Origin of the sequence: Streptomyces sp. NPDC002490, assembly GCF_040296045.1 — a bacterium.
GTDB lineage: Bacteria > Actinomycetota > Actinomycetes > Streptomycetales > Streptomycetaceae > Streptomyces.
On record NZ_JBEOWM010000056.1, the window covers coordinates 18,052 to 37,366 of the forward strand.

General features: G+C 75.4%; 15 protein-coding genes. 9 read left to right on the plus strand and 6 right to left on the minus strand.

What is annotated here, in order from left to right; all coding sequences use genetic code 11:
* Positions 1-38: 38 nt before the first annotated feature.
* The 3 genes from ABT092_RS26600 to ABT092_RS26610 all read right to left on the minus strand — a co-directional run bounded on the left by ABT092_RS26600 (position 39) and on the right by ABT092_RS26610 (position 7,283).
* Positions 39-4,703 carry a hypothetical protein gene (locus ABT092_RS26600; protein ID WP_351248185.1) on the minus strand — a complete coding sequence of 1,555 codons (4,665 nt, stop codon included), beginning with the start codon at positions 4,701-4,703 and terminating at the stop codon, positions 39-41.
* A gap of 80 nt (positions 4,704-4,783) precedes the next feature.
* On the minus strand, positions 4,784-5,677 hold the full coding sequence (locus ABT092_RS26605) for a hypothetical protein (RefSeq protein WP_351248187.1): 894 nt from the start codon (positions 5,675-5,677) through the stop codon (positions 4,784-4,786).
* A 73-nt stretch (positions 5,678-5,750) separates the two neighbouring features.
* The gene (locus ABT092_RS26610; RefSeq protein ID WP_351248189.1) at positions 5,751-7,283 is read right to left on the minus strand and encodes a hypothetical protein; all 1,533 of its coding nucleotides are present in this window, start codon (positions 7,281-7,283) and stop codon (positions 5,751-5,753) included.
* A 217-nt stretch (positions 7,284-7,500) separates the two neighbouring features.
* Here ABT092_RS26610 and ABT092_RS26615 point away from each other — a divergent pair, with 217 nt between their 5' ends.
* Genes ABT092_RS26615 through ABT092_RS26625 form a run of 3 tightly spaced genes read left to right on the plus strand, consistent with a single transcriptional unit; the run spans position 7,501 to position 9,783 of the window.
* Complete coding sequence (locus tag ABT092_RS26615; RefSeq protein ID WP_351248208.1) at positions 7,501-8,277, plus strand: LamB/YcsF family protein; 777 nt, start codon at positions 7,501-7,503, stop codon at positions 8,275-8,277.
* The gene (pxpB, locus tag ABT092_RS26620; protein WP_351248191.1) at positions 8,274-8,900 is read left to right on the plus strand and encodes a 5-oxoprolinase subunit PxpB; all 627 of its coding nucleotides are present in this window, start codon (positions 8,274-8,276) and stop codon (positions 8,898-8,900) included. The genes ABT092_RS26615 and pxpB overlap by 4 nt, the downstream gene beginning before the upstream one ends.
* Positions 8,893-9,783 (plus strand): 5-oxoprolinase subunit C family protein, encoded by an 891-nt coding sequence (locus ABT092_RS26625; protein ID WP_351248193.1) that lies wholly within the window; start codon positions 8,893-8,895, stop codon positions 9,781-9,783. The genes pxpB and ABT092_RS26625 overlap by 8 nt, the downstream gene beginning before the upstream one ends.
* A gap of 68 nt (positions 9,784-9,851) precedes the next feature.
* On the opposite strand, the gene ABT092_RS26630 is transcribed toward ABT092_RS26625, so the two are convergent.
* The gene (locus ABT092_RS26630; protein WP_351248195.1) at positions 9,852-11,261 is read right to left on the minus strand and encodes a HEAT repeat domain-containing protein; all 1,410 of its coding nucleotides are present in this window, start codon (positions 11,259-11,261) and stop codon (positions 9,852-9,854) included.
* 280 nt (positions 11,262-11,541) lie between these two features.
* Entirely contained in the window at positions 11,542-11,952 is a 411-nt protein-coding gene (locus tag ABT092_RS26635; protein WP_351248197.1) for an ankyrin repeat domain-containing protein, read from the minus strand.
* Positions 11,953-12,253: 301 nt separating this feature from the next.
* Here ABT092_RS26635 and ABT092_RS26640 point away from each other — a divergent pair, with 301 nt between their 5' ends.
* Both ABT092_RS26640 and ABT092_RS26645 read left to right on the plus strand, forming a co-directional pair.
* Positions 12,254-12,448: a hypothetical protein gene (locus ABT092_RS26640; RefSeq protein ID WP_351248210.1), complete on the plus strand. Its 195-nt coding sequence runs from the start codon at positions 12,254-12,256 to the stop codon at positions 12,446-12,448.
* Positions 12,449-12,492: 44 nt separating this feature from the next.
* On the plus strand, positions 12,493-14,124 hold the full coding sequence (locus ABT092_RS26645) for a hypothetical protein (RefSeq protein ID WP_351248199.1): 1,632 nt from the start codon (positions 12,493-12,495) through the stop codon (positions 14,122-14,124).
* A 9-nt stretch (positions 14,125-14,133) separates the two neighbouring features.
* Here the strand turns inward: ABT092_RS26645 and ABT092_RS26650 are convergent, their stop codons facing one another.
* On the minus strand, positions 14,134-15,639 hold the full coding sequence (locus ABT092_RS26650; RefSeq protein WP_351248200.1) for an SCO1417 family PLP biosynthesis transcription factor: 1,506 nt from the start codon (positions 15,637-15,639) through the stop codon (positions 14,134-14,136).
* Positions 15,640-15,718: 79 nt separating this feature from the next.
* On the opposite strand from ABT092_RS26650, the gene yczE reads away from it, so the two are divergent.
* From yczE to ABT092_RS26670, 4 genes are all read left to right on the plus strand, one after another.
* Positions 15,719-16,432, plus strand: a complete 714-nt coding sequence (gene yczE, locus ABT092_RS26655) for a membrane protein YczE (RefSeq protein ID WP_351248201.1) — start codon at positions 15,719-15,721, stop codon at positions 16,430-16,432.
* On the plus strand, positions 16,429-17,196 hold the full coding sequence (locus ABT092_RS26660; RefSeq protein WP_351248203.1) for a glycerophosphodiester phosphodiesterase family protein: 768 nt from the start codon (positions 16,429-16,431) through the stop codon (positions 17,194-17,196). Before yczE ends, ABT092_RS26660 begins: the two co-directional genes overlap by 4 nt.
* Positions 17,197-17,252: 56 nt before the next feature.
* Positions 17,253-18,605 (plus strand): MFS transporter, encoded by a 1,353-nt coding sequence (locus tag ABT092_RS26665; RefSeq protein WP_351248205.1) that lies wholly within the window; start codon positions 17,253-17,255, stop codon positions 18,603-18,605.
* Positions 18,606-18,871: 266 nt separating this feature from the next.
* Positions 18,872-19,246: an RNA polymerase-binding protein RbpA gene (locus ABT092_RS26670; protein ID WP_099500427.1), complete on the plus strand. Its 375-nt coding sequence runs from the start codon at positions 18,872-18,874 to the stop codon at positions 19,244-19,246.
* Positions 19,247-19,315 lie beyond the last annotated feature (69 nt).

Genomic DNA, 19,315 nt, shown 5'->3' on the forward strand with positions numbered 1-19,315 from the left:
GCGGGGCCGTGCCGTCGGCGCGGCCCCGCCCGGGCGGCTCAGGCGGTGGGCGCCGGTCGCTTGTACATCCGGGTGGCGGTGATCTCGCCGTGGACGCCCTCGTCGCTCGCGCTGGCCTGCGGCAGCCCGGGCCGCAAGTGCTCCTCCACACTGATGTACTTCAGCCCCGCCCGGAGGTCGGCGTCATTGCGCAGCCGGATGACGAGCGGGAACTCCGCGAGGGCCGTGGTGTCGAAGAGGCCCGTCGTGTAGAGCAGTTGGACCCCGAGCGCATCCGAGACGGCGCGCTGGAGCTCCAACAGGTACGTGGCGTTGGCCCGGCCGATGGGGTTGTCCAGGAAGAGGGTGCCCGCGTGCCGGTGCCGGGCGTGGCCCCGGTCGTTGGAGCGCAGGGCCGCCATGGTGCAGTACAGGGCGATCGCCGCGGTCAGCAACTGCCCCCCGGAGAAGACGTCGCCCATCTGCCCCACCGGTACCCGCTCGGCGCGGAGCACGGCGTCCGGTTTGAGGATCTCCACCGAGACGCCGCGCGGCTGGAGCGCCGCGTGCACCCCGCGCAGCAACAGGGACATGCCGTCCCGCCGCAGGTCGGAGTTCTTGCGGACGGCGGCCCGCGTCGCCTCGTCGATGACCTCGCCGAGCCGTTCCACCAGGGTGGCCTGGTCGGGCTCCTCGAAGCGGATGCGCAAGAACTCCTGCCCCGACCACTCGCCGAGCCCCTCGGGCAGTTGGGAGAGCCGCTGGGCCGACCGCAGGGTGGCCAGCGCCGACTCGACCAGCCCGCGCAGCCGGTCCACGATCGATTCCCGGTTGCGCTCCAGCTGGGCCAGTTCGTCGGTGAGCACCCGCAGTCGGGGGGCGAACGCCTCGGCCCACTTCCGGGCGTGCTCGGGGAGCGCCGACGCGGGCAGTTCGCGGATCTGCTGGCGCGCCGGGGTGCGGACCTGCTCGTAGCGGGTGGAGTTGGCGTGCCGCACCAGCACGTCGCTCGCCTCGCGGACCGCGGTGTCGGCGGCCCCGAGTTCGGCGGCGCACCCGCGCAGGGCGCGTCGGGTCTCGGTGGCGGCGGTACGGGCCTCGGCCAGGGTGCCGGGGTAGGGCTCGGGCTCCTCCTCCGGGGCTTCGGCGGACTCGACGGGGTGGTCGCGCAGTTGGTCGCGCAGCAGGGCCGCGGTCTCCTCGAAGCCCCCCGCCCCGTCCTCCGCCGCCCGGTGCGAACGGACCAGTTCGGCGTGTGCGTCGCGGGCCTGTCGCACCGCCTCGCCGCGGGCCGCCGACTCGGTGGTGGCGGCCCGCAGCAGGGACTGGGCGTGGTCGACGCCGGTGGGCACCTGGTCGTCGGGGAGTTCGGTGTGGGTCCCGCCGTCCTCGGGGGCGAGCCGCTCGGTGTCGCCCCGCAGCCGTCCGAGCTGCTCGCTGGCGACGGAGGCCCGGTTCTCCAGGAGGTGGACCTGTTCCTCGGCGCGGGCGGCGGCAGCCTGTCGGGAGGGGCCGTCGGCGCCCTCGGGGGACTCCAGGAGGTGTCCGGCACGGGTGCGGACCTTGTTGCTGAGCCGGTCGAGTTCGGTGCGGGCGGCGCTCTCGTCGCTCTCGGCCCGGGCCTGCTCGGCGCGCAGGTCGGCGCCGACCCCGACCTTCTCGTACACCTGGGAGGCGGCCCGGTACGCCTCCCGCAGCGCGGGCAGCGACACCGTGGGCGCCGCCGGGTCGAGGGGGTCGCCGGCCGGTGCCGCGAGGTCGTCGGGGGCTCCGGCGATGTCCGCGCGTTCGGCGCGCAGGGCTCGGGCGGTGCGGCGGGCGTCGTCGGCGGCGCGCTGGGCGGCGCGGCGGTCCTCGTCGGCGGCGCGGGCCCGGTCCAGGCAGTGCTGGGCGCGGGCCTCCGCCTCGACGGCCTCGTCGGCGAGTTCCCGCAAGCGGGCCTGCCAGCCCGCACGTTCCCGCAGGCGGAAGGCGAGGCCGGCGAGGGCGTCGGCGGCGCGGCGGGCGCGTTGGGCGACCTCCTGGCGTTCCTCGCGGACGCGGGTGGCCTCGGCGGCGGTCTCCTCCGTCTCGGCGCGGGCGACCCGGGCCTCGGCGAGTTCGGCTTCGGTCTCCTCCGCGAAGTCCCGGGCGGCGCGGGCGGCCGTCGCGAGTTCGGCGAGGCGGCCGGCGGGGCAGGCGGTGCGCCAGGAGGCGAGGCGGGAGGAGAGCTCCCGGTCCTTGCCGAGCCGGGCGGCGAGGCCGCGGATCTCCTCGTCGCGGGCGGTGGCCCGGGCCCGGAGGGCGTGCCGTTCCTCGTCGGCGGCGTGTTCGTCGTGCATGGCCGGGTTCGGTGGCACCAGGAACACGGCGGTGGCGTCGGCGGTGTCCCCGTCGCCGGTGGGCGGGGTGGGGGCGAGCAGGGCCGCGGCGGTGCCGACGGCGACCGTGGAACGCGGCAGCAGGGCGGCACCGGTCAGCGCCTGACGGGCCCGGGCGTGGGTGTCGGGGTCGGTGATGATGACGCCGTCGACGAGTTCGGGGCGGGCGGCGAGCACCCGGGCGTGGTCGGCGGGGTCGACGGCCTGGGCGAGGTAGCGCCAGCCGGGCAGGGCGGGGATGCCCTGTTCGCCGAGGAACTCGACGGTGGCGAGGACGTCCGGGCCGGGGGGCAGCAGTCCGCCGTCGCCGAGCGCTCCGAGGATGCGCGAGTCGTCGGCGGCTGCCGTGCGCAGGTCGAACAGGTGACGCTCGGCGGTGGCGACCCCGTCGTCCAGGAGGCGGCGCAGGTCGTCGGCGACGCGGTCGAGTTCCTCCGCGCCCCACGGGGCCGGCGCCGGGGCGACGGTGCCGCGGCGGGGTTGGGGCACCCCGTGGCCCTCGGCCGCGCGGGCGGGGGCGCCGGGCAGGCTGAGGAGTTCGGCGAGGCGTTCCTCGGCGGCCAGTGCCTCGGCGGCCAGCCGCTCGGCGTCGTGGGCGCGGTGGGCGGCCTGCGCGGCGTCGGCGGCGCGGGCCGCGGTGAGTTCGGCCCGGGACTCGGCGGCAGCGGCCTCCCGGGCCGCTTCGGTGGCCCGGGAGGCCGCCTCCCGGGCGGCGTCCCAGGCGGCGACCGCGGTCTGTTCGGCGTCGTTGGCGGCGAGTGCGGCCCTGGCCGGGTCGGCGTCGGGAGCGGTGTCGTCCAGCCAGCCGGCGCGCACCGCTTCGGCGGTCTCCTGTTCGACCTCGGCCAGCCGCTGACGCAGGTGGCCGCTCTCGCTGCGGGCGCGTTGGGCTTCGGTGGCGGCGACGGTGGCGTCCCGGTGGGCGGCCTCGCCGGCCTCCTGGAGCGCCGCGGAGCGCTCCTCCCCCTCGTTGGCGAGGCCCTCGGCGTCCCCGGCCGCGGTGTGCAGGGCGCGCACCAGGTCGGTGGCGGCCCTGGTACGGGCGGCGAGCGCGGGGGCGGCGTCGCGCTCGGCCTCCAGGATGGCGGCGGCGACCCGGGCGGCGCGGTCGGCGGCGGCGCGGTGCCGCAGCACGGCTTCGGCGGCCTGCCAGGCGGCGTGCAGGGTACGGGCGTCGACGAGTTCGCGCTTCTGCGCGGCGGCGGCCTTCTCCGCTCCGGCCAGGGCGAGGGAGGCGTGCCGGAAGGCGAGTTCGGCGGCGATCAGGTCGGTGCGCTCGCGGGCCCGTTCGGCCTCGGTGACGGCCTGCGCGGCGGCGGTCACCCGGCCGGCGAGGTCGGCGGCGCGGCGGTGTTCGGCGGCGCCGCGGGCACCGAGCCGGCGGGCCAGGGCCCGGGTGCGGCGTTCGGCGGCGGTGTGCACCTCGCGGGCGGCGCTGCGGGTCGCGGCCGCATCGACGATCTTGCCGAGCAGGTCGACGGAGCCGGCGGTGAAGTCGCGTTCGGCGATGAGTTCGGCGCGGCGGCCCAGCTTGTTGCCGAAGCCGCTGACGAGGTCGGCGAGCCCGTCGGTGTCGCGGGTGTCGGTGACGGCCCGCAGCAGCAGGTCGGTGAAGTCGGAGTCCTTCTTGACGGCGAAGAGACCGGCCGCCTCGCCCTCGTCGGCGTTCATCTCGCGTTGGTAGCGGAACAGTTCGGGGTCGAGGCCCAGTTCGCCGAGGTGGTCCGTCCAGCGTTCGTGGGTCTCCTCCCAGTGCACGTCGAGGTGCGGGTACGCCTTGCCGGCCTCGGTGAGCGCGTCCCGGAAGCCCTTCATGGTGCGGCGGCGGCCCCGGGCGCCGGAGGCGCCCTCGACGGGCGGGCGGACCGCGGTGGACTCGGCGACGGGCAGGTTGTCCAGGCTGAGCCCGGGGCCGGGGCGCAGCGAGTACCAGGCTTCGGCGAACTTGCGGGGGTCGTTGGAGACCTGACGTCCGCGCCATTCGCTGACCTTGCCGACGACCACGCACTCGCCGGTGAGGGTGTGCTGCCACTCCAGGGCCACGTGGCCGCAGTCGTCGGCGAGCAGGAACTTGCGCAGCACGCCGGAGCTGGCGCCGCCCAGGGTGTTGCGGTGGCCCGGCAGCATCACCGAGAAGATCAGTTTGAGCAGGACGGACTTGCCGCCGCCGTTCTCCAGGAACAGCACGCCCGCCGGAGCGGGGCGACGCGGCGGGCCGACCGGTTCCGCCTCGAAGAACTCCGCCTGGGCGGGGGCGGGGTCGGGCACGGGGGCGCCGACCCCGCGCAGGTCCAGCACGGTGTCGGCGTAGCGCGCACCGGCCGGCCCGATGGAGTAGAGGCGGACCCGGGACAGCTCGTACATGGCGGCGGACTCTCGTCGAGGACGTGGACGTGGGGGGCGGGGGCGGGGCCGGCCGGGCGGGAAGCGCGACCGGCCCGGGGTCAGGAGTGGAAGGGGAGCCCGGCGTCGGCGACGAGCTCCAGGTCGTCGACCTCGTCGGCGGGCAGCAGGGTGGCGGCGCCGTCGGTGACCGGGACCACCCCGAGGTCGAGCAGTTCGGCCATCGCGGCGCCGCCGGCCAGTTCCCGGACCTGGAGCTGGTAGCGGGCGGTGGTGCGGTAGGTGCCTCCGGCGTCGTCCCCGGTGCGCTGGAGGAAGCCGGAATCGGTGAGGAAGGCCACGGCCTTGGCGACGATGCCGGTGGTGGAGCCGGCGAGGCGGCGGGCGTCCTTGGTGGCGCCGGTGGAGCTGCGCCGGGCCCAGATCCGCCAGGCGGCCTCCAGGCCGGGTGCGTCGGTGGCGGGGTCGGTGTTCTCGCCCTGCCGGGCGGCGTTCTCCTCCAGCCGGCGGCACGCCTGACGGACGAAGGCGTCGACGCCGTTGACGGTGACGCGGCCGACGTAGCCGTCGTCGACGAGGTCCTCGGGTCGGGGGAAGGCGAGTGCGGCGACGGCGAGGTGGGCGAGGCCGTGCAGGAAGCGGTCGGTGGAGTCGGTGGCGGTGCGGCGGGCGTAGTCCCCCATGCGCACCGCGAAGACGGAGTCCTCGGCGGCGGTGACGGCCATGCCGGCACGGGGGGACACCTCCAGGACGACCAGGCCGAGGCCGGTGGCGACGGCGTCCGCGAGGCGGGCGAAGGCGGGGTCCTCGCGGTAGCGGCGCAGGAGCTCGGTGTACTCCTGGTCCCGGGCCGGCTGGAGCTTGGGCTGGAGTCCGAAGGCGACCAGTCGGGCGGCGTCGGCGGTGTCGGCGGGAGTGACGGCGGGGGGCGCCGCGGGCTGGTGCCGGTCCTCCGCGTCGCTCCACGCGGCGGTGTCTGCGTGGTGGTCGCTCACGGCTGGTTCTCCTCGATCGGGTGGTGCGCGGTGCGGATGGTGCGGATGGTGCTCGTCGCGGATGGCCGGGGGGTCACACCGCCTCCGTCCGGGCGGCGGCCATGCCGGCGGCGTCCAGCAGGGCGGTGCCCACGATGAGGTCGGCGCCGCCGAACCCCGGGTCGTCCAGGGGGGTGCCGTCGTCGACGGCGAACAGCAGCTTCTCCTCGCCCTGGCGGTAGGCGGTGCCCACCGCGGGGCTCGCCGCGTGGACGGCGAGCAGGGCCACCAGGTAGGGCAGTTCCTCGTCCCCGTCGGTGCGCCGGGCCTCGGCGAGCAGCCCGGACAGCCGCCGGGGCGCGTCGGGGGACAGGTCCAGCAGCCGCATCGCCCGGGCGAGCTGTTCGTCGCTGAAGCGGCTGTCGTCGGGGGTGGCGATCAGGTCGGGCTCGGGCATCTCCGCACCGAGGTGCTCGCGTTCCAGGGGCGGGGTGAGCAGGAGGTCCACGAGGTCGGCCAGTCGGACCGACACCGGGGTGCGCAGTCCGGTGCCGCGGGTGAAGTAGGCGTCGGTGACCCGCTTCGCCTGCTCGACGGGGAGCGGCAGCAGCGGCGCGACCAGGTGCCCGTACAGGTCCAGGCCGGCGCTGACGGCGGGGGTGGCGAACGCCTGCCGGTCCTGTTCGGCGCGGAACAGGGGGCCGGCTTCCAGCAACCGGGACTGGAGCTGGGTGTGCCGGCGGATGCAGTCCTTGACGATGTCGACGAGTTCGGCGGCGCGCCGTTTCTGCTCGGGGTCCTCGGACTCGTCGCGGGCCTTGCGGATGTTGGTGAGGATGGCGTTCTCGTGGCGGTAGCGGTCGGCCACGTGGTCGAGCGCCTCGTCGATCATGTCGGGGATGCCGTGCAGCCAGTCGACCGCGCGGACGTTGCGCCGGGTGGCGTCCAGGGCGCGGCGCAGGGTCTCGGAGTACTGCACGGTGCGGTAGCGGGCCTGTTCGGCGGCGAGTTGGGCGTCCGCGAGCCGGCCCCGGCTGATCAGGACCTCCAGCTTCACCTCGGCCGCGATCTGGGCACTGGTGACATCGGTGTCGAGCGCCCCGACCAGGACGTTGACCGCCTCGTCGGTGGTCCGCAGGTAGACCCCGCCGCCGTAGCCGGAGACCTCTTCGACGAGTTTGAAGTCGTAGTCGCGCCGGACGTAGGTGCCGTCGGTGGCGAAGGTGCCGTAGACGGCGCGGAAGCCGCGGTCGACGCTGCCGACGTTGATCAGGTTCTCCAGCACCCAGCGGGCGACCCGCTCGTGCTCCCGGGCGGGTCGCCCGGGGGCCTGGGCCGCGATGCGCGGGACCAGCCGGGCCACGATCTGCTCGTGGTCGGCGCCGGTGTCGAAGTCCATGTTGAGGGTGATCAGGTCGATGGCGGAGAGCGCCACCTCGGCCATGCCGTAGACGGAGTACTCGCCCGCGAGGTTCGCCTTGCGGGCGTCGAGGTCGTGCAGCGGGGCGGTGCAGGCCAGCGCGCGCAGCCGCCGTGCCAGGCCCTCGTCGGCGGCCGGGCCGGGGGCCGGCCGCGGCCCCGCGCTGAGCTGGGGCGGAGCGGGTTCCGTCGAGGCAGGCGAAGTCACGGGGCACAGCCTAGGTCCTCGCTCCGACATCGACCGAAACGGCGCAGATGCACAGCCCGCCGGCAGGCCCGGACCGTGGCGGGGCGCGCCGGCGGGGCGCCCGGGCGGCGCCGGCGCGGGCCCGGGGGCACGGCGGCTCCCCGCCGGCGTTGAGCGGGTCTTCGGGGATCCTCTACCGTTCCGGGGAACGGCCGTGCCGAACGAGGGGGGCACCACGATGCACACGGACGGCGGCACCGTCACCGTCGACCTCAACGCCGACCTGGGCGAGGGCTTCGGCCGCTGGGAGCTCACCGACGACGAGGCCTTGCTGTCGGTGGTCACCAGCGCCAACGTGGCCTGCGGGTTCCACGCGGGCGACGCACGGACCATGCGGCGGGTGTGCGCCTCGGCGGCCGAACGGGGGGTGCGGATCGGGGCCCAGGTGTCCTACCGGGACCTGGCGGGGTTCGGGCGCCGGGCGATGGACGTCCCGGCGGCCGAACTGGCCGCCGAAGTGGCGTACCAGATAGGGGCGCTGGAGGTGTTCGCACGGGCGGCGGGCTCCCGGGTCGCCTATGTGAAGCCGCACGGCGCGCTCTACAACCGGGTCGTCCACGACGAGGCACAGGCCGCCGCGGTGGTCGAGGGGGTGCTGCTCGCCGGGAACGCGCTGCCCGTGCTGGGGCTGCCCGGCTCGCACCTGCTCCGGGTCGCGGGGGCAGCCGGGTTGCCGGTGGTCGGCGAGGCATTCGGGGACCGGGCCTACACCGAGGGGGGCACCCTGGTGCCCCGCGGCACATCCGGGGCGGTGGTCACCGACCCGGACGCGGTGGTGGCCCGGTCGGTGGACCTGGTGCGCACCGGCTCCGTCACCAGCCGCGGGGGCGTGCGGATCGCCGTGCCGGCGCGGTCGCTGTGCCTGCACGGGGACACGCCCGGCGCGGTGGAGCTGGCCCGGCGGGTGCGGGCCGAGCTGGAACGGGCGGGGGTGCGGGTGGAGGCGTTCGCATGAGGCCGCTGGAGGTCGGGGAGCACGCCCTGTTGGTCGAGGTGGACAGCGCCCGGGCGGCCCGGGCGCTCCACGCCGAGCTGGTGCGCCGTCGTGACGCCGGCGTGCTGCGCGCCGTGGAGATCGTGCCGGCGGCCCGCACGGTGCTCCTCGACGGGGTGGACGACCCCGGCGCGCTCGCCGCTCGGATGGCCTCCTGGACGGTGCCGGACGCCGGGGCGGCCTCGGGGGGCGTGGTCGAGATACCGGTGCGCTACGACGGCCCCGACCTGGCGGAGGTCGCCGCCCGCTGGGGGGTGAGCGCCGGGGAGGTCGCGTCGATCCACTCCGGCACCTCGTTCCGGGTCGCCTTCTGCGGCTTCGCCCCCGGCTTCGGGTACCTAACGGGGCTGCCGGACCGTTACGCCGTGCCGCGCCGGGCCACCCCGCGCACCTCGGTGCCCAGTGGTTCGGTGGGGCTCGCCGGGCCGTACACCGGGGTGTATCCCCGGGCCTCCCCCGGCGGCTGGCAGCTCATCGGGACCACCGACGCGGCGCTGTGGGACCCGGCGCGGGTGCCGGCGGCGCTGCTCGTGCCGGGGTCCGCGGTGCGCTTCGTCGCCCGGGACGGGGACGCCGGTGGGTGAGCGGACGGTGGAGGTGGTGCGCGCCGGCGCGTTGACGACGGTGCAGGACCGGGGACGACCGGGACACGCGCACCTGGGGGTGCCGCGGTCCGGGGCCCTGGACGCGCCGGCCGCCGCGCTCGCCAACCGGCTGGTCGGCAATCCGGTCGGGGCCGCGGTGTTGGAGACCACGCTGAGCGGCTGCGCGGTGCGGCCCCGGTGCGCGGTGTGGGCGGCGGTGACCGGGGCGCCGTGCCGGGTCACGGTGGACGGCCGCCCGGTCGGCCCGGGCACGGCGGTGCGGGTGCCCGCCGGGGCGGTGCTGGACCTGGGCCGGGCGGTGCCGGGGGTCCGCAGCTATCTGGCGCTGTCGGGGGGCGTGGCCGTGGAGCCGGTCCTGGGCAGCAGGTCCACGGACCTGTTGTCGGGGCTGGGTCCCGCCCCGCTGGTCGACGGCGCGGTGTTCCCCCTGGGGGCGCCGGGCCCGCCCCGCGGGTGGGTGGACGTGGCTCCGCAGCCGGGCCCGCCCGGGGTCCTGGTGCTCGGGGTGCGGTTCGGGCCCCGAGCCGACTGGTTCACCTCGGGCGCGCTGCGCACCCTCACCACCGGCGCCTACCGGGTGTCCGCGGCGAGCAACCGGGTCGGACTGCGCACCGAGGGGCCGGCCCTGGACCGGGCGGTCTGCGCGGAACTCCCCAGTGAGGGCGTGGTGCTGGGGGCGGTGCAGGTGCCCGCGGACGGGCGTCCCGTGGTGTTCCTCGCGGACCATCCGACGACCGGCGGGTATCCGGTGGTGGCGGTGGTCCGGGCGGCGGACCTGGCGGCCGCGGCGCAGGCCGCGCCCGGGACCCCGGTGCGGTTCGTGGTGGCCTCGGCCCGGGGCGGGCGCCCGGGGCGTCGGTGAGTCCGGCCCGGTCGACGTCGGGAACGCCGACCGGGCCCGGCCCCACGGGACGCTCGGAGTCAGACGGCCTAGGCGTCCGGGCCGATGCGGCTGCGGACGGCCGTCTGGACCTCGTCCTCCTCCGCGGGGTCGGCGGCGAGCCTGCGCAGCCGCTCCACCACCCGGGCGTCACCGGTCTCGGCGTGCCGTGCGGCGATCTCGCGGGTGGTCTCCTCGCAGTCCCACAGGCATTCGACGGCGAATCCGGCGGGGAACGACCCGTCGGTCGCGGCGAGGGCCCGGGCGGCACGCCCCCGCAGGTGGGAGGAGGCAGTCTCGCGGTAGACGTGGCGCAGCACGGGGGCCGCGCACCCGATGCCGAGGCGGCCGGCTCCGTCGACCAGGGTCCACAGCGTGGCCGCGTCGGGCCCTTCGGAGCGGACGGCCTCGCGGAGCGCGCCGAGGACCAGGGCGGCGTCGTGGGCACCGCCCCGGCAGGCCAGGACCCGGCCGGCGGCGGCGCCGAGGGCGTCGGGGCGCTGGACCCAGGCCCGTGCCCGGTCGACGGCGGCCACGCTGCGCATGCGTTCGAAGGATTCGACGGCGGCTTCCACGACGGTCGCCGAGGGGGAGGCGACGGCCGCTTCGACCAGGTCGAGGGCGAGGGGGTCATGGGTGTCGGCGAGGTAGCGCAGGGCGGCGGAGCGAGCGCCGTCCGAGCCGTCGAGGGCGGCTTCCACGATGTCGGGGCGGTCCTCGGGGCCGGCCACCGCGGTGAGGCAGCGGGCGGCCGGCGCGTGCAGCGGAGTGCCGCGTTCGGCGCCCCGGTCGGCCCAGGCCAGGACGGCGCGCACGCTCCAGTCGGGGCGCGGCCCGGTGGAATCGAGTTGGCGCTGCCAGCGGTCGAAGGAGCCCTGTTCCCGGGCGGCCCGCACCCGTGTCGCCACGGCTTCGCGGGGGTCGTCGGCCCACAGGCGCCAGGGTCGTGGTTCGTAGGCGTCGCGGACCGCGGCGGCGAGGGCGGCATCGCCCTCGGCGTCCCGGGCGAAGCGGGCGAGGACGGGGACGGCGAGGGCGCGCAGCCCGGCGTCGTCGTCGCGCAGCGCGAGTTCGTCGAGGGCCCAGGCCCAGTTGGCGCCGTGCACGACGTACCGGCGCAGCAGTTCCAGGGCGTCGCGGCGGCCGTAGGCGGCGAGGTGTCCCAGCACGGCGAGGGCGAGCCCGGTGCGGTTCTCTTCCGGGTCGAGGACGTCCTCGGGGTGGAAGAGGTGCGCTTCGACGGCCGTCAGCTCGCCGTCCAGGTCGAGGTAGAGCCGGGCGTAGTAAAGGGAGCGGTTCTCGACCTGCCAGTCGTGGCGGGGGTCTCGGAGAACGCACTGGTTCAGGGCGGCGAGCGCATCCGCCCGCGGAGCGGTGAGCGCGTGCAGCGTGCCGTCGCCGCGGCCTCTCTGGAGGAGACCTAGCAGCGTGCCGCTGGGCGCTATGCCCGAATCGAACATGGGAAACAGCCTCACATCAAGCGTCGACGCGACCGGGAACTCGCACTACCAGCAGGTCACGCGACAACACGTCGGGGCGCCCGTCGTCTCTTGCTTGCTGTAGACCATCTTCCTCTGCCTCTCGTCGGTGGCCCGGGCCGGGCCGTTCACGGCCCGCGCGGTGCGGCAACACCTGCCCATCCGTCGCGTCCGTGAATCACGTGGTCATGATGACCCAGGCGTTCACCATGCCGCGACCGATTTCCCGGACCGGCGTTCCGCCTGGTCAGGGGCGGTTGCTCTAGCCGGCGCCGAAGAGGTCCAGCAGGTGGGCCTTGCCGAACAGCCGGGCCGTGTCCACGGCGGACGGGGTTCCGGCGGTGGGGTCGGCGCCGCCCTCCAGCAGCACCCGGACCACCTCGTCCTCCCCCTTGAAGACCGCCCCGGCGATCGGGGTCTGGCCCCGGTCGTTCACCCGGTTCGGGTCGGCGCCGCGCGCCAGCAGCGTCCGCACCGCACCGGCGTGGCCGTGGTAGGCGGCCAGCATCACGAGGGTGTGGCCCTGTTCGTTGGTGAGGTTCACCGGAACGCCGGCGTCCACGTAGGCGGCGAGGCCGTCGGCGTCGCCGGCACGGGCCAGTCCGTAGAGCTTGGTCGCCAGTTCCACGACATCGGCGTCGGGGGCGCTGCCGGGGTCGGGCGCTTCACTCATCGAACGGTGCCTTCCTCTGGTTCTTTGCGGTCTCCCCGTGCCGGCGACGACGGGGGCGCGACCGCCGTACGGGTGAACGGACAGGGTACTTGCCCGGGGGGCTGCGGGCCGGGCGGCGCCGGGCGCGGCGGGTTCGGCGCCACCGCACCGGGCGCGCCCCCTCGGCCGGCCGGGTGAACACCCCTGACCCACCCGAGGGAAACGGCGACCTTTTCACCCTTATGCACCTTTTATCGTACGGATACCGGCTGTGAGCCTGGAACAGCTCATGGTGACTGTCCCCACCGACCAGGAGAACCCCATGATCCTCTCCATCTCAGGTGTCGTACTGCTCGGCATCATCGTGTTCCTGTTCTTCCGCAAGGACGGCCTCAAGGGCTCGCACGCCCTGGTCTGCTCGCTCTTCGGCTTCTACCTGGCGAGCACCGCGATCGCCCCCAGCATCAAGGCCGGCGGGGCGAGCCTCGCCAGCCTGCTGGGCGGCATCAAGTTCTGACCGTCCGCCCCGCCCCCCACCGCCCGCACCTCCAGGAGTTCGACGTGGCCCGCCCCCTCCCCCGCTTCCTGCGCACCGGCAGCGCACCGATCGCCCGGAGCCGGGAGGCGGCCCGATCGGCGGCCGACAGCGCCGCCGACGTCCTCCATCCGTTGATCACCGTCGCCCGCGGGCTGCGCCGCCTCGCCGGGGCGGGGCGGCGCCGATGGGCGGACACCCCCCGGGACGGGCGCGGGGGGCTGCTCTTCCTGGCCGCCTCCGTGGTCCTGGTGGTGGCACTGGTGCCGTACGGACCGCCGCTCGCCGTGGTCGTCCTGATGGCCGCCGCGGCCTGGCACGGCCGGGACCGCGCTTCCGCGGCCCCCGCCGGGCCCGACCCGGCCCGGGCCCGGCGGCTGGCCTCGCTGTACGAGGCGCTGGTCCCCTACTTCGCCGTTCCCGGGGAGCCCGGGGAGGGCGCGGCGGAACCCCGGTACGCCCACGGCGGCTGCTGGGAGCGGGCGTTCGGCGCGTTCGCCTTCGACGACGACGGCCGGCTCACCCGCCTGCTGGTGCGCTACCCGGCGTCCTTCACCGACGGGGAAGCCGCCTCCCGCGCCCGGGTGGAACACGTGTTGCGCACCAAGTCCGGGCGCGGTCGCGAATACCGCTTCGACTGGGACGAGGAGGGCAACGAGCTCACGGTGACCGCCCTGGACCCGCTGGCCACCGACATCACGGCGCAGCGGTTCGTCACGGCGCCGGGCGAGCTGGTGCTCGGGTTCACCGATCCGGGCGCGGTGCCCCGCACCGTCCCGGTCCGCACCGAAGGGGGCGTGCGGGACGAACCTCCGGTGGTGTGGCGCACCGGTCCCCGGTCCACCGCGCCGCACCTGCTCGCGGTGGGCGGACCGGGCAGCGGGACGACCGGCCTGCTGCGCTCCCTGGCGCTCCAGGCGCTCCGGGACGGGGACGTGCTGCTGGTGGAGGGCACCGGCTCGGGCGAGTTCGCCGCCCTGGCCGGGCGGCCCGGCGTGCTCGACGTGGAGTACGGGCTCGGCGGGGCGCTCGCCGGGCTGGAGCGGGCCGCCCGGGAGACGGAGCGCCGACTGATCGCCGCCCAGGAGGCCCGACGGGCCGGCGTCCCCCTGCCGAAGGACGTCCGGCGCCCGCTGTACGTGTTCGTGGACCGCCCCTCCGTCCTCGCCCACCTCGCGGAACGGGAGGGGTCGACCGACCCCCGGAGCCTGCTCCAGGTGCCGTTGCGGCACGGCCGGGCGGCGGGCGTCACGGTCGTCGTCGCCGAGCAGGACGATGCGCTCGACGCCCTGCCCGACGTGCTCCTCCAGTACGCCCGTGCCCGCGTGACCCTGGGCCCGGTGGGCGAGGACACCGTCCGGGTCCTCGGCGCGGCACCGCGCACCACCCCCGTCACGGCGGTGCCCCCCGGCCGCGGGTACGCCCGGCTGGGCGACGGGCCGGTCCTGCGGCTCCAGGTCCCGGCGACGCCCGACCCCTACGACGACACGGCGCCCGAGGAGGGGCGGGCGGCGGTGCTGGCCCTGTTGGCGGACCGGGAGGCCGACCGGGCCGCCGCCCTGGGCACGGAGTCGGGTCCGGACACCGAGTCCCTGGCGGTGCGGCAGGTGCGGGACGCCTCGTCCGCCCTGCCCGGGACGTTGGCCGTGGAGGGCTGACCGCTCCGTTCAGGCGACGAAGGTGCGGGTGGGTTCGGCGCCGTTCGCCCCGCCCGCTCCGCCCCGGACCAGTCGGGCCGCCGCGGCGAGCCGCGCCGCCGCCTCGTCCGCGACCGCCCCGCCGACCGTGAACGGCAGCCGGACGTACCCCTCGAAGGCCCCGTCCACCCCGAACCGGGGTCCGGACGGCACCCGGATGCCCACCCGCTCCCCCACCTCGGCGAGCCGGGAACCGGACAGGCCACCGGTGCGCACCCACAGGGTGAGTCCGCCGCCGGGCACCCCGAACTCCCAGTCGGGCAGTTCCCGCCGCACCGCGGCGACCAGGGCGTCCCGGTTCTCGCGGGCCTGGGTCCGGCGCAGCGCCACGGCCTGCCCCCAGCCCTCGCCGCGCAGCAACCAGTTGACCGCCAGTTGCTCCAGCACCGGGGTGCCGAGGTCGGCGAAGGCACGGGCGGCGACCAGGCTGCGGATCACGTCGGGGGCCGCCCGCACCCAGCCGATGCGCATGCCCGCCCAGAACGCCTTGCTCGCCGAGCCCACGGTGATCACCGTGGATCCGGCCGGATCGAATCCGCAGACCGGGCGGGGCATGGTCAGGTCCGGTTCCAGGTGCACCTCGCTCATCGTCTCGTCGACGATGAGCACCGTGCCGGCGGCGCGGGCGGCCTCCACCAGGGCACGTCGCTGGTCCTCCGGGACGAGGGCACCGGTCGGATTGTGGAAGTCCGCGACGACGTAGGCGAGCCGGGGGGCCGCGTCCCGCAGCACCTGGCGCCATCGGTCGAGGTCCCAGCCGCCGAGCCCTTCGGCCATGGCCACCGGGACCAGTCGGGCGCCCGCCTCCCGCATCAACTGGAGGATGTTGGCGTAACTGGGGGACTCGACGGCGATGCGCTCGCCCCGGCCGGCGAAGAGGTGGCAGATCGCGTCCGTGGCGCCCATCGCCCCGGTGGTGACCATGATCTGTTCGGGCATGGTGGGGATGCCGCGCTCGGTGTAGCGGGCGGCGATCCGCTCGCGCAGCGCCGGCAGCCCGGCCGGGTAGTCGCCGTGGGTGTGGGCGTAGGGGGGCAGTTCCTCCAGTGCGCCGTGCACCGCGCGGGTGAGCCAGGGCTCGGGGGCGGGCAGGGCCGCGCAACCGAGGTCGATCATCGACCCCAAGGACTCCGGGGGCAGGGGTTCGAGGCCGCGCGCGGGGAAGGGGTTGCCGGCCGGCACCGCGGTCCAGCTTCCGGCGCCCCGGCGGGACTCCAGGAACCCTTCGGTGCGCAGCTCCTCGTAGGCGGCGGCCACCGTGGTGCGGCTCACCGACAGGGCGAGGGCGAGTTCGCGTTCGGCCGGCAGCCGGGCGCCCACCGGCACCCGCCCCTCCAGCACCAGCAGTCGCACCCCGTCCGCGAGGGCCCGGTACGCCGGCGGTCTGCGGCTGCCGGGACCGGCCGGACGGTCCTGCTGGGAGCCGAGGAGACGGGCGAGCTGCGCCGAGCCCACGGTGGAGGTCCACTGAGCCATGCTCTTCAGTCCACCTTCCTTGAATTGGCCATGGAACCGCTGGTTCCCCACGCCACAGAGTGGCACGCGCCAGGCCACTATGACCACCGAGGGGCGCACCGTGCCAACTCCCACCCCACCGCACCGACCATCCGCACCGACCGGACCGCCCGCCCGGCTCCCCCGGCGGCTGCTCCAGCTGTACGGCGGACTCGCGCTCTACGGAGTGAGCTGCGCCCTCCTCGTCGTGGCGGGACTCGGCCTCGAACCCTGGGGGGTCCTGCACCAGGGACTGGCGGACCTGACGGGGCTGCCCATCGGAGCGGTCACCATCGCAGTCGGCGCGCTGGTGCTGCTGCTGTGGGTCCCGCTGCGCCAACGGCCGGGGCTCGGCACCGTCTCCAACGTCGTCGTCATCGGCCTCGCCATGGACGCGACCCTGTTCCTGCTCCCGGACGTCGGGGCGCTCGGTGCGCGGATACCGCTGCTGGTGGTGGCGGTCGGGCTGAACGGCGTCGCCACCGGGCTCTACCTGGCCGCGCGTTTCGGCCCGGGCCCGCGGGACGGCCTGATGACGGGACTGCACCGGCACACCGGGCGGTCGATCCGGCTGGTGCGCACCGCACTGGAGGTCACCGTGGTGGCGGGCGGCTTCCTCCTCGGCGGCACGGTCGGGGCGGGCACGGTGCTGTACGCCCTGACCATCGGCCCGCTCGCCCAGTTCTTCCTGCGGGTGTTCGCGGTGGACTCCCCACCTCCGCCCCGAGCACCCGTGCACGACGGGGCGGACGGGCGCGCCATACTGCCACGGTGACACCGCCGCCCCGCCACCCCTACCTGGACCACCCCGCACCGATCGCGTTCGCCCACCGCGGGGGCGACGCCGCCGGTCTGGAGAACACGACGGCCGCCTTCCGACGGGCCGTGGAGGCGGGGTACCGGTACCTGGAGACCGACGTCCACACCACCGCGGACGGCCGTCTGGTCGCCTTCCACGACCCCACCCTCGACCGGGTCACCGACGGGGCCGGGCGCATCGCCGAACTGCCCTGGTCGACGGTGCGCCGGGCCCGGGTCGGCGGCACCGAGCCGGTACCGCTGCTGGAGGAGTTGCTGGAGGAGTTCCCCGGCGCCCGCTGGAACGTGGACGCCAAGACGGACACCGCCCTCGGACCGCTGCTGGACCTGGTCCGACGCGCCGGGGCCTGGGACCGGGTCTGCGTGGGCTCCTTCTCCGAACCCCGGGTGGCCCGGGCCCAGCGGCTCGGCGGCCCCCGACTCGCCACCTCCCTGGGCATGCGGGGCGTCCTCGGGCTGCGCCTCGGCTCCTACGGGCTGCCGGCCGCCGTGCGCCGCTCGGCCGTGTGCGTCCAGGTCCCCCAGCACCACTTCGGAGTGCCCGTGGTGGACCGGCGCTTCCTGCGGGCGGCCCGCTCCCGGGGGCTTGCCGTACACGTGTGGACGGTCAACGATGCGGAACGGATGCACGCACTGCTGGACCTCGGCGTGGATGGCATCATGACCGATCACGTCGACGCGCTGCGCTCGGTCATGGTCGAGCGGGGCGCATGGGCGTGAGCGCACCCCGGGGGGACCTTCCGCACCGGGGAACGACGGGCTGACGAGGGGGGCCGGTGGGGGCCGAGGCCGTACGGACGGAGACCGACGACGACGCCGGGCGACGACGCGAACGACGCGGGTGGTACTTCTACGACTGGGCCTGTTCGGTCTACTCGACGACGGTCCTCACCGTCTTCCTGGGGCCCTACCTCACGGACGTGGCCGAGACCGCCGCGGACGCGCAGGGCTATGTGCACCCGCTGGGCATCCCGGTGCGCGCGGGGTCCTACTTCGCCTACTCCGTCTCCCTGTCCGTGATCGTCGCGATCCTGTTCATGCCGTTGGCCGCCGCCACCGCCGACCGCACCGGCCGCCGCAAGCCGCTGCTCGCCCTGGCCGCCTACCTCGGGGCGGCGGCCACGACCGGGATGTTCTTCCTGTCGGGCGACCGCTACCTGCTCGGCGGCCTCCTCCTGATCGTCGCCAACGCATCGCTCGCGGTGTCGACGGTGCTGTACAACGCGTTCCTGCCGTCGATCGCCCGGCCCGAGGAACGGGACGCGATCTCCTCGCGCGGTTGGGCCTTCGGCTACACCTCGGGCGCGCTGGTGCTGCTGGCCAACCTGGCGCTGTACCTGCGCCACGAGGACCTGGGCGTGTCGGAGGGCACCGCGGTCCGGATCTGCCTTGCCTCGGCGGGCCTGTGGTGGGGGGCGTTCACGGTGATCCCACTGCGCCGCCTGCGTGATCGGCGCGCTCCGGCCGCGGAGGCGGGCACCGCGGTCGGCGGCGGCTGGCGGCAACTCGTCGCGACGGTCCGGGACATGCGGCGCCGACCGCTCACCCTCGCGTTCCTGCTCGCGTACCTCGTCTACAACGACGGGGTGCAGACCGTGATCTCCCAGGCCTCGGTGTACGGCTCCGAGGAGTTGGGGCTCGACCAGTCGACGCTGATCGTGGCGGTGCTGTTGGTGCAGGTCCTCGCCGTGGCGGGGGCGCTGGGCATGGGGCGGCTGGCGCGCAGCCACGGGGCGAAGCGCACGATCCTCGCCTCCCTGGTGGTGTGGACGCTGATCCTGGGCGCCGGCTACTTCCTGCCCGCCGGGGCGCCCGTCTTCTTCTTCCTGCTGGCCGCGGGCATCGGCCTGGTGCTGGGCGGTACGCAGGCCCTGTCCCGTTCGCTGTTCTCGCACCTGGTGCCGCCGGGCAAGGAGGCCGAGTACTTCTCCGCGTACGAGTTGAGCGATCGCGGGATGTCCTGGCTGGGGCCGCTGATCTTCGGTCTGACCTACCAGCTCACCGGGAGCTACCGGGATGCGATCCTGTCCCTGGTGGCGTTCTTCGCGATCGGCTTCGTGCTGCTGGCACGGGTGCCGGTCCGCCGGGCGGTGCTCGACGCGGGCAATCCCGTGCCGGAACGGATTTAGCGCGCGAGCGCAAAGGGCGGTAGTGTACGCCTTTGGCCTGCCAGGCGTACCGTTACTGCGCGCCAAACCAGCCGAAACGTTGGGTGACATCTCCTAGTAGATGTGACAAACCGGGCGCCGGTGGGTACTGCATTGGTCAACAAGGCTGCGGCTACGACGGCGACGCAGGGCCCGGAACGGGAATCTTTACCGCCGACCGGACGTTGACCGGATGACGACGACAGCGACACCTGTCCTGTGGGCGACAAGCCCGGGAGGCACGATTCATGAGTGAGCGAGCTCTTCGCGGCACGCGCCTCGTGGTGACCAGCTACGAGACGGACCGCGGCATCGACCTGGCTCCGCGCCAGGCCGTGGAGTACGCATGTGAGAAGGGGCACCGCTTCGAGATGCCCTTCTCCGTTGAGGCGGAGATCCCGCCGGAGTGGGAGTGCAAGGTCTGCGGGGCCCAGGCACTCCTGGTGGACGGTGAAGGTCCGGAGGAGAAGAAGGCGAAGCCCGCGCGTACGCACTGGGACATGCTGATGGAGCGGCGCACCCGCGAGGAACTCGAAGAGGTCCTCGAAGAGCGGCTCGCCGTACTCCGCAGCGGCGCGATGAACATCGCCGTTCATCCGCGGGACAGCCGCAAGTCCGCCTGACCCCGTCCCGGGCCGGGCGACACAGATCGAAACGCCGCGGGCGGGTGCCACATCGAGTGGCACCCGCCC

What these genes read in the sequence shown, in the direction of transcription:
- pxpB (WP_351248191.1), top strand. Translation starts at nt 8,274, where the DNA reads ATGAGGCCGCTGGAGGTCGGGGAGCACGCCCTGTTGGTCGAGGTGGAC.
- ABT092_RS26640 (WP_351248210.1), top strand. Translation starts at nt 12,254, where the DNA reads ATGATCCTCTCCATCTCAGGTGTCGTACTGCTCGGCATCATCGTGTTC.
- ABT092_RS26670 (WP_099500427.1), top strand. Translation starts at nt 18,872, where the DNA reads ATGAGTGAGCGAGCTCTTCGCGGCACGCGCCTCGTGGTGACCAGCTAC.
- yczE (WP_351248201.1), top strand. Translation starts at nt 15,719, where the DNA reads ATGACCACCGAGGGGCGCACCGTGCCAACTCCCACCCCACCGCACCGA.
- ABT092_RS26650 (WP_351248200.1), bottom strand. Translation starts at nt 15,639, where the DNA reads ATGGCTCAGTGGACCTCCACCGTGGGCTCGGCGCAGCTCGCCCGTCTC.
- ABT092_RS26600 (WP_351248185.1), bottom strand. Translation starts at nt 4,703, where the DNA reads ATGTACGAGCTGTCCCGGGTCCGCCTCTACTCCATCGGGCCGGCCGGT.
- ABT092_RS26635 (WP_351248197.1), bottom strand. Translation starts at nt 11,952, where the DNA reads ATGAGTGAAGCGCCCGACCCCGGCAGCGCCCCCGACGCCGATGTCGTG.
- ABT092_RS26630 (WP_351248195.1), bottom strand. Translation starts at nt 11,261, where the DNA reads ATGTTCGATTCGGGCATAGCGCCCAGCGGCACGCTGCTAGGTCTCCTC.
- ABT092_RS26615 (WP_351248208.1), top strand. Translation starts at nt 7,501, where the DNA reads ATGCACACGGACGGCGGCACCGTCACCGTCGACCTCAACGCCGACCTG.